The 14,314-nt window shown below is 70.8% G+C and carries 12 protein-coding genes; 10 read left to right on the top strand and 2 right to left on the bottom strand.

Features of this window, described 5'->3' with window-relative positions; genetic code table 11:
- Nucleotides 1-200: 200 nt before the first annotated feature.
- From KY469_14955 to KY469_14990, 8 genes are all read left to right on the top strand, one after another.
- Nucleotides 201-1,316: a sigma-70 family RNA polymerase sigma factor gene (locus tag KY469_14955; GenBank protein MBW3664397.1), complete on the top strand. Its 1,116-nt coding sequence runs from the start codon at nt 201-203 to the stop codon at nt 1,314-1,316.
- Complete coding sequence (locus KY469_14960; GenBank protein MBW3664398.1) at nt 1,313-1,519, top strand: hypothetical protein; 207 nt, start codon at nt 1,313-1,315, stop codon at nt 1,517-1,519. Before KY469_14955 ends, KY469_14960 begins: the two co-directional genes overlap by 4 nt.
- Nucleotides 1,520-1,630: 111 nt before the next feature.
- Complete coding sequence (locus KY469_14965; GenBank protein ID MBW3664399.1) at nt 1,631-4,753, top strand: cell wall-binding repeat-containing protein; 3,123 nt, start codon at nt 1,631-1,633, stop codon at nt 4,751-4,753.
- A gap of 60 nt (nt 4,754-4,813) precedes the next feature.
- Nucleotides 4,814-6,022 (top strand): EAL domain-containing protein, encoded by a 1,209-nt coding sequence (locus KY469_14970; GenBank protein ID MBW3664400.1) that lies wholly within the window; start codon nt 4,814-4,816, stop codon nt 6,020-6,022.
- Between the two features lie 159 nt (nt 6,023-6,181).
- Nucleotides 6,182-6,562, top strand: coding sequence for a S1 RNA-binding domain-containing protein (locus KY469_14975; GenBank protein MBW3664401.1), 381 nt, complete (start codon nt 6,182-6,184; stop codon nt 6,560-6,562).
- 55 nt (nt 6,563-6,617) lie between these two features.
- Nucleotides 6,618-6,860, top strand: coding sequence for a hypothetical protein (locus KY469_14980; protein ID MBW3664402.1), 243 nt, complete (start codon nt 6,618-6,620; stop codon nt 6,858-6,860).
- Nucleotides 6,857-8,254: an SAM-dependent methyltransferase gene (locus KY469_14985; protein ID MBW3664403.1), complete on the top strand. Its 1,398-nt coding sequence runs from the start codon at nt 6,857-6,859 to the stop codon at nt 8,252-8,254. The genes KY469_14980 and KY469_14985 overlap by 4 nt, the downstream gene beginning before the upstream one ends.
- A 2-nt stretch (nt 8,255-8,256) precedes the next feature.
- Nucleotides 8,257-9,765 (top strand): LTA synthase family protein, encoded by a 1,509-nt coding sequence (locus KY469_14990; protein ID MBW3664404.1) that lies wholly within the window; start codon nt 8,257-8,259, stop codon nt 9,763-9,765.
- Nucleotides 9,766-9,867: 102 nt separating this feature from the next.
- Here KY469_14990 and KY469_14995 read toward each other — a convergent pair whose 3' ends face one another.
- A complete protein-coding gene (locus KY469_14995; GenBank protein MBW3664405.1) occupies nt 9,868-12,033 on the bottom strand; it encodes a cation:proton antiporter in 2,166 nt (721 codons plus the stop codon).
- Nucleotides 12,034-12,288: 255 nt separating this feature from the next.
- Here KY469_14995 and KY469_15000 point away from each other — a divergent pair, with 255 nt between their 5' ends.
- Nucleotides 12,289-12,987, top strand: a complete 699-nt coding sequence (locus KY469_15000) for a BON domain-containing protein (protein MBW3664406.1) — start codon at nt 12,289-12,291, stop codon at nt 12,985-12,987.
- Nucleotides 12,988-13,129: 142 nt separating this feature from the next.
- Nucleotides 13,130-13,522: a S1 RNA-binding domain-containing protein gene (locus KY469_15005; protein ID MBW3664407.1), complete on the top strand. Its 393-nt coding sequence runs from the start codon at nt 13,130-13,132 to the stop codon at nt 13,520-13,522.
- 73 nt (nt 13,523-13,595) lie between these two features.
- Here the strand turns inward: KY469_15005 and KY469_15010 are convergent, their stop codons facing one another.
- Nucleotides 13,596-14,177, bottom strand: a complete 582-nt coding sequence (locus KY469_15010; GenBank protein MBW3664408.1) for a hypothetical protein — start codon at nt 14,175-14,177, stop codon at nt 13,596-13,598.
- Between the last annotated feature and the right edge of the window lie 137 nt (nt 14,178-14,314).

Below are 14,314 nucleotides of genomic sequence, written 5' to 3' on the forward strand. Positions count from 1 at the left end.
CGCGCGCCGTCGGCCGGAAGAGGCGGCATCCGAGCGGGCGTTAACAACGGACGAGTCGGACGTGGCCTCATGGCCACATCCGTGCGCTCGGCGCGCACATGGCCCGGTGCTAGGGTCCACGCGCTAACGCAGCGGGACCCACTCGCACTCCCCTCCGAGAGGGTCCGGCGGCCGGTCGCTGCCGGGCAGGAGGGGAAGACATGACCACCGCACGAGCCACCGGCGCGACGGCTCGCCGGATGCGCCGTCGCGAGCTCGATCCGCTCGACAGCTACCGTCATGCGTCCGACGAGGTCCTTGTCGCGTCCGCGTCCGCCGGTGACGGCGCGGCGTTCAACGCGCTGATCGAGCGCTACGGGTCGATGATCCGCTCGGTCTGTCGTCGTCGGCTGCGCAACGAGCACGACGTCGAGGACGCGGTCCAAGAGACCCTGGCGCGGGCCGTGGCCGCGCTGCCCACGCTCCGGGACGGTCGCTGTGTCGGAGGCTGGCTGCGCACCATCGCGTCGCGCTGCGCCATCGACCAGTGCCGGCGGAGCGTCATCGCCGTCGATGAACTCGATGACCTCGTGGACGAGGGTGCACGCCCCGAGGATCGGGTGCTCCTCGACGATGACGCCAAGGAGCTGCACGCCCACCTCGCCGGCCTGTCCGACCGGGACCGCGGGGCGCTGTGGCTGCGCGACGCCGAGGGGGCACCGGTCGCGGACGTCGCCCACTTCCTCGGTGTCACCGAGGGCTCGGCGCGCGTGGCACTGACCCGGGCGCGGCACAAGCTGCGAGCCGCCTACGGCAACCTCGTTCTGACGCCGCTGTTCGCGCTGCGCGACTGGACCCGTCGCTTCCGTCACCCCGTCGGATCCGAGACGGCCGTGACCGCCGCGATCGCCCAGGCCGGTCTCGCCGTCGCGTTGGTGGTCATGCCCGGGTCGAGCGCGGGCGGATCGGGACCGGGTGCCGTCGATCTGAGCGACACGGTGCACCTGCTGGCGAGCCACGAGGTAGCGACGGCCCCAGCCCTGTCCACGCCGACCGACGGCTCCGTCGTACGACTACCCGCCGAGGCCCTGTCCGCAGGTCGGGTCACCGCCCCGGACAGCTCCAGCGTCGAACCGCCCACCATGGACGCCCCGTGGGCGGATACCGAACTCGGACCTCTGGTCGTCGACGATCGGCCACCGGGAGGAACCGACACCGAACGTGTCGACGTCGAGGACGGTTCCGATGTGGTCAGCCTCACGGTCGAGCTCCACCTCGAGGCCACGACTCCTGACGTCCTCGCCGACGCTCCCCTGCAGATCGGAGGTACATCGTGACCAGCCGCTGGATCGTCTACCTGGTCCTCGCGTTCGCGGCGTTCGCGAGCCTGGCCTTCACCCCGACCGATGACGTCCGCGCCGCGGCGCAGCTCGACGTCAGGTTCGACGACCGCATCGGGGTCGGAGCGTGCGCCAAGGCCCACGTGATGTGGGTCAAGGTCGACCGCACGTGCGTGTGGGTCGGCTGGCCTCCGGGCTGAGACTCCGACGGGAAGCGCTCGCCACGAAGTCCTCGGGGCGGTGACGTAGTCTCCCCGCCGCGGGCGTGATCGTGGCGCGTCCGTCACGATCCGACCGGCGAGGGCTCCTGCGTGCGACTCCGCATCGTCGTCACCGTCCTGGCTCTGCTGAGCGCTGCGCTCATGGTCCCCTCCGCCGGAGCCGCGCCGGGGCACGAACCCACCGACCTCGCCCGGCGCCCCGCCTCGCCCAACCCGTTCCTCGCGCTGCTGCCCACCTCGCAGGAGCCCGACGTCAAGTCGTGGTCCGCGTACAGCGCGGAGCACGGCCGGCGAGCCCACGTCAGCGAGCCGGATCCAGGGACCGGGTCGGTGCAGGTCGTCGCTAGCGACGAGTCGGAACCCAACGACACCTACGCGACCGGTGACACGGTCGCTGGGTTCGGGACCGCGATCGGGGAGGACAACGAGGCGCAGCTGTCGGGGCACCTGGAGCCCCTCCCCGCTGCGCCGAGCGGTGTGTACGGGGGCGAGGACGACGGCGCCCGCGGTACGGCGACCGTCACCGGCCTGACGTTCGGGACGGCGGTCAGCTACAGCGCCGAGATCGGCGACGGGCCGCACGGCTCCAGCGGCAGCGGCAGCGGCGACCTCGATTACTACCGGGTCGAGGCCGAGCCCGGCGAGCACATCGTCGTGGACGTCGATGCCTCCGAGGTCGGTTCGAGTCTCGATCCGACGGTGGCGATCTTCACCGGGTCCCAGCCGGCGACGGGCTCCGACGGTGAGCTGCCGCAGTGGGTGGCGTTCAACGACGACGCAGGTGGGACGCTCGACAGCTTCCTGGACTTCACTGTCGAGGACGCTGACACCTACTACGTGCTGGTAACCGGGTTCGGTACCAAACCGAAGAACCTCGATGACTCCGCCAGCGGGACCGGTGCTGAGAGCGAGGGCCCGTATGAGGTCACGATCGCCCGCACGGTGCCCGACATCGACTTCTACAGCTTCTCGCTCGACGCGGGGGACGTCCTGGGTGCGACGATCACCTCGGGCGACGTCAACCGGGTCGCCATCCACGGACCCGGTGGGACGCTGCTGATGGCCTCGAACCACGATCCGGTGTTCGGGGCGTACCCCGGTCAGTCGCCGCTGGAAGGAGGGGGACCCCACGCCGCGATCGTCGCCCACTCCAGCGGTACCTACGCGGTCGCCGTGGGCGCGGGTGCAGGTCCGTACGAGGTGTCGCTGCAGGCCTACCTGCCTGGCTCCGAGGGTGGCTTCGGCTCGGACCAGCAGGTCGTGTTCCTCGACTTCGACGGTGCGACCATCGCCGACGCCGACCGGATCTGGGGCGGCAAGCCCGACGCCCGGCTGTCCCCGCTCCGTGACTTCCTCACCCGCTGGGGACTAGACGCATCGGACGAGGATGCGCTGATCGACCGGATCGTCGCGGTCGTGCGCGAGAACGTCGACCGGGACCTTCGCGGCGGACTCAACGGTGACCGCGACACGAGCGGCACCCGTGGGAGCTTCGACGTCGAGATCCTCAACAGCCGTGACCACCCCGACCCCGGTGACGGCAGGCTGGTGTCCCGGATCGTCATCGGCGGGACCATCGAAGAGCTGGGTGTCCCCACTATCGGGATCGCCCAGTCCATCGACCTCGGCAACTACGACCTGTCGGAGATCGGGGTGGTCCTGCTCGACCTGCTGTCGACCCCCTCCAGCAACGCCAACTCCTTCAACAGCGTCCCCCGCGGTTCGAGCGCGACGAAGCTGGAGCTGGTCGGCACCGGCGTGGGCAACATCGCGGCCCACGAACTGGGCCACGTCCTCGGTAGCTGGCACACCGACCCGTTGAACGCCGCCCCCCAGCTGATGGATCAGGGTGGGTTCCTGCCCAACCTCGTCGGAGTCGGCGACAACGGCGTCTTCGACGACGGCGGCGACGACACCGACGTCGACTTCGGCACTGACATCTACGTGGCCGAAGAGGGTTTCGTCGGCCTCGAACACACCGCGGCCCACACCGCACACGCGCTGTCGACCGGCACGCTCGACGTCGCACCGGACGCCTTCGGGGGTCTCCCGATCGGAGGCGATCTCGGCGTGAGCCCGAGCGACGGCGTCCTCGCCAACGACCGGGGTGGTCGCGCGGGAGAGCTGACGGCGAGCCTCGCACGCCCCGCCTGGCACGGCGACGTCACGCTCGCTCCGGACGGCAGCTTCCTGTACAACCACGACGGTGGCTCGGGCGTCACCGACACGTTCAGCTACACGGCGACCGCCACCGGCCACCCGTCGCCAGCGACCACGGTGACGATCGAGGTGGGCGTGGACGAGACCTTCCGGCTGTGGGGTGACGACCGGATCCTGACCGCTGTGGACATCAGCCAGAGCAGCTTCCCCGCCAACGGGACCGGCGCCCTCGGGTTCGGATCGGCGAGTCAGGCCAAGGCCGTCGTGCTCGCGCGTTCCGACGACTTCGCCGACGGATTGACGGGGACGCCCTTCGCCCACGCGGTCGGCGCCCCGCTGCTGCTGACTCCCCCGGACGAGCTGTCCGTCGCCACACGAACGGAGATCCGACGACTGCTCGGCGGCGCCGGCACCGTCTACGTGCTCGGCGGCGAGGTGGCGGTCCACCCCGAGGTGGTGCTCGAGCTCCGAGCCGAGGGGCACGTCGTCGAGCGGATCTTCGGTCAGAACCGCTACGAGACCGCGGCCGCGATCGCCCGTGCCCTGGGCAGCGTCGACACCGTGATCGTCGCCCGAGCGACCGTCTTCGCCGACGCGCTCGCGGCAGGTCCCGCCGCGATCGCGAGCAACGGCGCTATCGTCCTGTCGGCCGACGACCAGCCCCATCCCGTCACGACGGACTACCTGGACGAGGTCGGCGCTGCGACGGTGTTCGCCGCCGGTGGCCCGGCAGCCACCGCGTATCCCGGCGCGGTTCCGCTCGTCGGCGGCACCAGGTTCGAGACCGCGGAACTCGTGGCGGCTGAGTTCTTCGACCGTCCGCCGACTGTCGGCGTCGCCCGCTCCGACGTCTTCGCCGACGCGCTCACGGGCGGCGTTCACGCCGGGAAGGCCGGCGGACCGATCCTCCTCACCGAGACGCACACGCTGCACGCCACGACGGCGCGCTACCTGCTCCACCACGCGGCCGACCTGCGGGTGGCGTGGGTCTACGGCGGAGAGGCCGCGGTCGCCGAGCCCGTCGTGGCAGCGGTCGGCGCCGCCATCGGCTGAGGTTCAAGGTGCACATCGGGCGTACCGACCATCGAGGTACGCGACACACGAGGTGCACGGTTGTCGGATCGGGCGGTGGGGGAGGCGGGGCTGCCATCGGTCGTCGGCAGCGTGCTGCACCACGCCCGCGAACACCTCGGCGTCGATGCCGCCTACCTGACCGAGTTCCGGGGCGACAGCCAGGTCGTCCGCGCGGTCGTCGGTGAGGGCGAGCGTTTCGGGGCGGCCCTGGGGACGCAACTCGCGCTGAACCGCAGCTACTGCGTGCGGATGCTGGCTGGGATGGTGTCCAACGTGGTCCCCGACGTCGGCGCCGACCCGAACGCTGGACGCCTCGCCCGCCGCATCGGGCTGCCCCTGGGCGCCTACGCCGGCGTCGCCGTCAGGCTGCCTTCGGGCCTGCCCTACGGCTCGCTGTGCTGCGTATCCGCTCGGCCGCGGCCCACGTTCGGCCCCCACGACGCGCAGTTCCTGCACGTCCTCGCCGGGATCGTGGCCGACGAGCTGCAGCGTGAGCGTGACGAGCTCGACGGCGACGTCGCCACGGTGGAGCGCATCCGCGCGGCGGTACGGGGCGAAGGTCTCGCGGTCGTCTTCCAACCGATCATCGACCTGACGTCGGGCGCCACCCGCGGTGTGGAGGCGCTCGCCCGGTTCGAGGGACCACCCGCGCGCCCGCCTGACCTGTGGTTCGCCGAGGCACATCGCCTGGGCGTGGGTGTCGAGCTCGAGGCGACCGCCCTCGCCGCGGCCATCCGCGCCGGCGAGATGATCCGCCAGGACTGGTACCTCAGCGTCAACGCCTCGCCCGCGCTGCTGCTCTCGGGACGGTTGGAGCGGCTGATCTCGGACCGCATCGATCCCACCCGCCTCGTCGTCGAGGTGACCGAGCACGTCGCCGTAGAGGACTACGACGCCCTTCGGGCCGCGATCGCGGGGCTCAGGGAGGCCGGGGCTCGGCTCGCGGTCGACGACGCCGGCGCCGGGTTCGCGAGCCTGCACCACATCGCCCGGCTGCGTCCCGACATCATCAAGCTCGACGCGTCACTCACGCGCTACGTCGGGCAGGACGTCCACTACGACGCCGTCACCGAGGCGCTCGTTCGGCTCGCCGAGCGCTCCGGAGCGGTCATCGTCGCCGAGGCGGTCGAGGCGCCGCACACGCTGGATGCGCTGCGTGGTCACGGGCTGGCGTCGGGCCAGGGCTACCTGTTCGCCGCCCCGGCCCCCGTCGTCGACCTCCGCGAGTCCTACCCGGTCGCGGTCTGATCGCGGGTCGGCTCCACACGGTCGGGCGGGCGACTCGTGCGTTCCGCGTCCCAGGGCGTACCCTGGTGAAGTGCGGTGACGCGCCGCGCCCTCGGCGCCAGGCGGTCACCGACCGACAGCCTCTCCATAACCCCCCACAGCGAACTGAGGTGCACGCGTTTGATCACGGTTGGTGACATCGTCAAGGGAACCGTCGTCCGTCTCGAGGACTACGGCGCGTTCGTCGAGATCTCGCCTGCGGAGAACGCCCAGCCGATCACCGGCCTGGTCCACATCTCCGAGGTCGATCGCGACTTCGTCGAGAACATCTATGCCTACCTCACCGAGGGCCAGGAGGTCGAGGTCAAGATCGTCGGGCTCAAGGACGACGGCAAGGTCGACCTGTCCATCAAGCAGGCCGATCCTGAGTACGAGGACATCCCCGAGCCGCCCCGCCGCAGCAAGCTCGACAAGGACTTCGACAAGCGTCTGCGCAAGTTCATGCACTCCTCGCAGATGATCCAGGGTGAGGCCCGCCGCCAGAAGCGCGGCAAGCTGTAGCTACCGTGCGGGGCTAGTGTTCCACCGACGTCTCAGCTGCTCAGAGGTGACCCCGATGAGAACGACCGAACGCCTGCGCTGGGTCCTCGCGCTCACCGTCGCCGCGTGGATGCTCGTCCTGCCGGCCGCCAACGCCTACATCGACGCGGGCTCTACCAGCTTCATCTTCGCGTGGGTCGTCGCCGCTCTCGCCACCATCGGGATGTTCGCCAAGGCCGGTTGGCACCGCATCCGGCGCGTCTTCTCGCGTGGTGGGGACCAGGACGCGGCCGAGCCGGTCGCTGCTGACCAGGAGTGACCCCTCCGGCGCCCCGCTCGGACGTGGCGCCCGCCCGTCACCCGGCATCGTTCCGCGACCCCAGCGGGTTCCTGTTCGTCCGTGACGGGACCCTGTACCGCCAGGTCGACCGTCGCTTCGCCACCGAGTTCGACGCCTTCGTCGACAGCGGGGCGTACGCGGCCATGGTCGACGAGGGCCTGCTGATCGCGCACGAGGAGGTGGGGCTCGAGCTGAGCGTGGCCGCCGATGCCTACAAGGTCCTGCGCCCCGAACCGCTGTCGACCATCAGCTACCCCTACGAGTGGTGCCCGGCGCAGCGCCGCGACGCCGCCCTGCTGACCCTGCGGATCCAGAACGTCGCGCTCGATCACGGCCTGACCCTCCGCGACGCCTCCGCGTACAACGTGCAGTTCGACCGCGGTCGCGCCGTGTTCATCGACACCCTGAGCTTCGCCCCCTGGACCGAGGGTGAGCCCTGGGTCGCGTACCGCCAGTTCTGTCAACACTTCCTGGCCCCGCTCGCGCTCGAGACCATGGTCGACCCACGTCTCAGCGAGCTGCTGACCACCAACGTCGACGGCATCCCCGTCGACCTCGCCGCCGCCCTGCTGCCGTTGCGCAGCAAGCTGCGACCCGGACTGCTCGTCCACCTGCACGGGCAGGCGAAGGCCTCAGGCAAGCCGGTCGCGGCCGGGGAGCAGCGCCGCACCGCGCGTTTCTCGGGCCGGGCGATGCGCGGCCTCGTCGACAACCTGCGCGGGACCGTGTCCAAGCTCACCTGGGAGCCCCAGGGCACCTGGACGGGGTACTACGAGGAGGCGTCGCACTACACCGACGCCGCGATGCAGCACAAGGTCGACGTCGTGTCCGCGTGGCTCGGTGACCTCGCACCCCGCACGGTCTGGGACCTCGGGGCGAACACGGGCCGGTTCGCGCGGCTCGCCGCCGACGCTGGCGCCCACGTCGTCGCGTGGGACATCGACCGGGGCGCGGTCCAGCGCGGATGGGAGTCGCTCCGCAACGGTGACGTCGACGTCCTGCCGCTCGTGCTCGACCTCGCCAACCCCTCGCCGGCGATCGGCTGGGCCAACGCCGAGCGCGGCGCGCTGCGCGACCGGGGGCCGGTCGACGTGGTGCTCGCCCTGGGACTGATCCACCACCTCGCGATCGCCAACAACGTCCCGCTGGACCAGGTCGCCGGCCTGCTCGCCGATCTCGGTGAGCACGCCATCGTCGAGTGGGTCCCTAAGGACGACGCGAAGGTCGGCACGCTGCTGGCCACGCGCGAGGACGTGTTCGATCGCTACACCGTCGCGGACTTCGAGGCGGCGTTCGCGACCCGCTTCGTCACCGATGCCGTCACCCCGGTGCCGGAGTCGGGGCGCGTGCTCTACCGGTTCCGGCGCGCCTGAAGTTGAGCCGGTTCCCCCTCCATCCCCTCCTGCTGGGATCGTTCCCGGTCCTGTTCCTGTGGTCGCAGAACGCCTCCGAGGTCCACCGCGGTGAGGTCCTTCCGATCCTCGCCGTCGTGGCCCTCGGTGTGGTCGTCCTCGCTGCGGTGGTCGCCCTGATCCTGCGCGACGCGCGGCGAGGAGCGCTCGCCGCATCGGTCGGCGCGGTCGTGCTGCTGTCGTACGGCCACATCGCCGCCGACCTCTCGCCGTGGCTGGGGATCGGCCTCGCCCTCGTGCTCGTCGTGGCAGCCACCCTCGTCGCGGTGAAGGCCACTGAGGCCCACCTCGCGGGGGCGACGCGGGGCGCCAACGTGATCGGGGTCGTCCTGGTGGCGACGACGCTCGTGCCGCTCACGGGCGAGGCTCTGGCGTCCGCCCCGGCGAGCGCCGAGCTCGGCGACGGCGTCGAGATCCAACGTCCCGACGAGCCTCCGGACATCTTCTACATCGTCCCCGACCGCTACGCCCGGGGTGATGTGCTGCGCGAGATCTTCGACCACGACAACCGCGACTTCACCTCGGAGCTCGAGGCGCTGGGTTTCGACGTGCTCGACCAGAGCCTGGCGAACTACCCCAAGACGGCTCACTCGCTCGCGACGTCGCTGAACCTCGAGTACCTCGAGGAGCTCGAGCGGACCATCCCCGCCAGCCGTGGGGGCGACTGGGGACCGGTCTACGCCCTGCTCCGCGATCACCGTCTGGGCGAGGCGCTCACCTCCATCGGTTACGACTACCTCCACCTCGGGACGTGGTGGTCGCCCACGGCCACCTCGGTGCACGCGACGCACGTGCTGACCCGCAACCGCAGCTCCGAGTTCCGCCAGGTTTTCGAGTCGACCACCGCGTGGCCTGCCCTGCGGTCGCTGTTCGGCGAGGACGAGCCGCTCACCCGGCGCGATGCGCACCGTGTGTTCGGCGAGCACCAGCTCGACACCCTCGAGGAGCTCGCCGGACAGGACGGTCCCGCGCCCCGATTCGTGTTCGCGCACCTGGCCCTGCCCCACGAGCCCTACGTGTTCGACGCCGATGGCTCGGTCGTCCTCGAGGGGGTCGAGAAGTCCCGGACCCGAGAGGACAACTACGTCCGCCAGCTCACCTACCTCAACCGGCGGCTACTGGCCATCGTGGAGCGGATCGTGGAGCACAACCGCGACGCGGTCGTGGTGATCCAAGCCGACGAGGGCCCACACCCGGTCCGGCGGCTCCGCCAGGGCCCGCCGTACCGGTGGCTGGAGGCGTCAGTGGGCGAGCTGGGGGAGAAGCTGGGGATCCTCAACGCCGTCCGGCTCCCGGGCGTGTCCGACGCGGCGCTGGCCGAGGACCTGACCCCGGTCAACACCTTCCGGCTCGTGCTCGACCGCTACTTCGGCGCGGACCTGCCCCCGCTGGGGGATCGCAGCTACGTCTTCCCCGACGAGGACCACCTCTACACCTTCGTGGAAGTCACCGACCGCCTCCGCGGTCGGTGACGGAAACGCGCGTGGGTGCGTGTTCCCGTCCTGCTGACGCGCGCTGACCGCGATGGTGGTGACGGAAACGCGCGTGGATGCGCGTTTCCGTCATGATGCCGGTCAGCTTCGGGGATCTCGGTCCTCGGTCGCGTCCACGGTGCGGGTGGCCGGGAAGACGATGACGGCGACAGTCTGGGTCGCGCGCGACAGGATGTACTCGACCCCGTGACCGAGGAAGGGGGCGTCGCCGTGGGCGCGCAGCTGGGTCGCGAGCACGATCAGGTCGGCGCCGCGCCCGTCGGCCGTCGCCACCAGCTCCCCGTACGCGGTCTGGCCCACCCGAACCAGCACCGAGGTGTGCTGCCGGAAGCGCCGGGCGACCTCTCGCGTCCGGGCGGCCTGGCTGCGGATCGCCGGTTGTGCCTTGGGCACCGCCCCGGGGTTGTCCTCGTCCTGGAGCACGACGTGGACGGCGTCGACCTCGGCACCACAGCGCGCCGCCAGGGCGTAGCCGAGTTCCTCGGCTGCGTGCCCGGCCGTGGTCCCGGTGATGGGGACGATCAGGTGACGGAAGCGATGCTCGACGAGCGCTTCCGCGTCCCAGTCTCCACCGCCGCGGCGCACGAGCAACAGCGGGATGGTGGTGCGTGACAGCAGACCGGACAGGGCGGGGGAGAGGGTGTCCGCACCGGTGTAGGGCTCGGTGAGGCCCACCGCCACCATGCCGTAGCCGAGGTCGCCCTCACGCAGGACGGCGGCGCCGATGTCCTCGGCCTCGGTCGTGCGGAGGTCCGCCTCGCGGTTGCGCAGGACCGGCAGGACGGACCGGCCGATCTGCGGATCGAGGGGTGCCCGTCCCTTCTGGTCGATCGTGAGGACGGTGACCCTGGCCTCGTCGCGTAGGGCGAGGTCGAGCACGTGCGCAGCCATCAACGAGTTCAGCCCCCCGCGCGTGGGGACCAACGCGTTGTCCACCCGGGCGATGACGCTGCGGCCGAGGAACTCCTCGCGTTCCATCCGCTCCGCCTCCTCCGGGGCGGCGACGATGCGGCGCAGGACGATGCGCAGCAGAGGCGGGGCGAGCAGCGAGGTCGCGATCGCCATCACCACGACCGCGGTGTACGAGGTCGGGTTGAGCACCCCGAGGCGCAAGCCGATGATCGCGACGACGATCTCGAGCGCCCCGCGGGCGTTGAGGCCGACACCGGCCGCTAGCCCCTCCATCCGGCTCAGACCGCTCAGCCGCGCCCCGGCCGCGGACCCCACCAGCTTGCTGATCGCGGCGACGGCGATCACAGCGATGGCCCACGGCAGCGCCTCGGCGGTGACGACCGCTCCGAGATCGACGTACAGACCCGCGGTGGCGAAGAACACGGGAGCGAAGATCGCGTTGGTCATCGACTCGATCGTCTCGCGCACATCCAGTCGCTGGTAGCGGGAACGGCCGAGCACGATGCCGGCCACGAACGCGCCGAGGACCGCCTCCACCCCGATCACCTGCGTGACCACACCCATCGCCAGGGCGATGAGGATGGTGACCGTGAGCACACCGCTGTAGCCACCGCTCGCACGCGCGGTGCGGAGCACGCTGTCGGTGGCGCGCTGGCCCACCGTCAGCGACGCGACGACGAAGGCGAGTACGAGCGCGATCGTCGTCCCGAGCGAGACGAGGTCGACGCCGCCGTGCGACACGACCCCGGCGACGACACCGAGCAGGATCCAGCCCACCAGGTCGTTGGCCATGCCGGCCGCGAGCACGATCTGTCCCACGTTGCGGCGCAGCAGGCGCATGTCGGCGAGGATCTTGGCCACGACCGGCAGCGCCGAGACGCTCAGCGCCACCGCGAGGAAGAGCGCGAACCCCAACTGGCTGCCCTGTTCGCCGTGGAAGGCGGCCGGGATGACCCAGCCGAGCCCGAAGCCGAACGCCAGGGGTACGACGAGGCTGCCAACCGAGACCGCGGCCGACTGCCGTGCGAGCCGCCGCAACAGCCCGAGGTCGGTCTCGAAGCCGGTGACGACCAGCAGCAGCACGATGCCGATCCAGGCGACCGTCAGGATCGGGGCGCTGTCGATCTCGGTCCCGGGGAAGAGCCACGCCGCCTGGTCGGGCAGGATGCGGCCGAGCAGGGTCGGACCGACGAGCAGGCCGGCTCCGAGCTCACCGACGACAGCAGGTTGGCGTACGCGGGTCGCGAGCGCTCCCAGACCCCTGGCGACCGCCAGCAGCAACAGCAACTGGAGCCAGAACAGCAGGAGCGTGTGCTCGGTGAGGGGCGTCAGCATCGGGACTCCGTGAGGTTCCGTCGCGGGGTGCCGACCGCGCGTCGAAGGGGCGGAGCGTAACCGCACCGCGTGGGGCCGACCTGGGTCCGCGCACGCTCGCCGCGCGATGGCCCTCACGCCCCCCGACACCCCGTCCGTGCGGGCGGGCACCTGGCTCAGGCCCGTCCGAGGGGACGGGGGCGCCGGCCCACGACGGACACCTCACGCGCGACGCTGGAGATGAGTCCGAGTTCGCCGCGACCGATCGGAGCCGACGTGCAGACCACCGACCGCATCAGCGAGATCACCGACCGTATCGGCGAGACCGTCCACGACCTGCGAGAGAGCGCCGCGTCGAGCCTGAACGAGGTCGCCAGTTCGCGCGAGCTGAACCGCATGTCACGACGACTCAGCGGCCTCGACGAACACCTCACCGAAGCCCTGGCGGTGCTCGGTGACCGCATCGCCGCGTTCGAGACGGACCTCGATGGTCTGCTCGATCGCCTCGACCGTGGCAAGACGACGACGTGGCCGCGTCGCATCTTCTGGTTCGCCGTGGGAACCGCAGCGGGTGCCGCTGCAGCCGGGTTGCTCGATCCCCAGATGGGCCGGACCCGGCGAGCGAAGCTGGCGGACCAGGCTCGCGCGACCGCCAAGGACATCGCCGACGACGTCCGAGCCCAGGCCGACTACACCGCGGGCGTCGCCAAGGGTGCCGCCATCGAGACCGCCAAGGGCGCGTTCGATCTCGAGACGGTGCCGGCCGACATCGACACGCTGCGACAGAAGATCAAGTCGGAGGTGCTCGGTCAGGTCGAGGGTGCGCGCGAGGTCGACCTCGACGTCGAGCCCGGCGGTCGGGTGATCCTGCGCGGGCGCGTCTCGGATCGCGCTATCGAGAAGCAGCTCATGGCGGCCATCTCCGACGTCGCGGGCGTCAACGAGATCACCGACGAGCTCGAGGTCACGCGCTAGCAGCAGACGCGCCACTCGTTCGCCCCGAACGGCCGGGTCGCTGACTGGCATCGGGGCGCTGCATCCGTAGGCTGGGGATGCGGACCTCGTCCGCGCCACCCCAGCCATCCAGAAGCGCAACGATCCAGAGGAGTGAAGCCGCTTGGTAGAGACCGGAACCATCGTCAAGGGCACCGTCGAGAGCCTGCAGGACTTCGGCGCCTTCGTCCGCATCGACCCCGACGACGCCGACCCTGTCACCGGCCTCGTGCACGTGTCCGAGGTGGATACCGATTTCGTCGAGAACATCTACGCGTACCTGACCGAAGGTCAGGAGGTGGATGTCAAGATCCTCGACGTCAAGCCCGACGGCAAGGTCGATCTCTCCATCAAGCGCACCGATCCCGACTGGCGCGAGGACGAGACGCCCGAGAAGCCCAAGACCAGCCGCCTCGACAAGGGCTTCCACAAGCGGCTCCGTCGTTTCATGCACAAGTCGCAGATGATCCAGGGCGAGCGCCGTCGCCAGCAGCGCGGGCGCCTCGGAGCCAGCTGACCGCCCTCAAGGTTGTGCTACCGCTTCGCTGCTTGAGCACTCAGGTTGTGCTACCGCTGCGCTACTTGAGCACTCACGCCGCATCCAGGCCCAGGTGCGCCTCGACGTTCGGGGCGAGCGCGACCTCGTGTCCCAGTGCCACGCAGCGGAGCGCCTGCTCGCGGATCTGCTCCGGCGAGCCGTGCAGTTCGCGCAGCGCCGTGGCCGAGACCCGCAGCAGGTCCGGTAGCGGACCCTCGCCAGGGTCACCCGGGTCGAGGACGTCGCGCCAGGTGATGTCCTCGCCGTCGAGGTCGTAGGGGTGCACCGTGCTGGTCACCTCTGCCTGCGTCCTGCCGTGCCCGTCCGAGAGCAGGAGCACGAGCGCCGGTTGGCGCAGATCGACATCGTCGGCCACTGGCGGGATCGGGTCGGCGAGCGACCACGCTCGGCCACTGGCGACGAACCCCAGCCGGTCCGCCCCGAGCGGGCCGGCCAGTGCGAGCAACTCGATGAGGGGCTGCGTGTAGCCCCCGGGTGGGTGAGCTCGCAGCCACGCGACGAACAGCGGCACATCGCCGGCGAACGTCGCCAGGCACGGACGCGCCATCCCGAACCGGCGCACGTCGGCTGACGCCACCTCCAGCAGGAACCTCTCACAGCGCTGCCACTCCACGATCGTCCTCTCCCTCGGTCGAGGTGCAGCTTCCACCCGCGGCCGCTGGTCGCGGCCGATCACCTCCGCTGCACCTGTGGAGAACCCGCGTGTCACAGACGGGGCGGTCGTCTCGTCGTCGGGGTGACCGCGATGAC

This window comes from Actinomycetota bacterium (assembly GCA_019347575.1).
In the GTDB taxonomy this organism is placed as follows: domain Bacteria; phylum Actinomycetota; class Nitriliruptoria; order Nitriliruptorales; family Nitriliruptoraceae; genus JAHWKY01.

Coding starts and splice junctions, on each gene's coding strand:
- KY469_14955 (MBW3664397.1), top strand. CDS start 201: ATGACCACCGCACGAGCCACCGGCGCGACGGCTCGCCGGATGCGCCGT.
- KY469_14980 (MBW3664402.1), top strand. CDS start 6,618: ATGAGAACGACCGAACGCCTGCGCTGGGTCCTCGCGCTCACCGTCGCC.
- KY469_14995 (MBW3664405.1), bottom strand. CDS start 12,033: ATGCTGACGCCCCTCACCGAGCACACGCTCCTGCTGTTCTGGCTCCAG.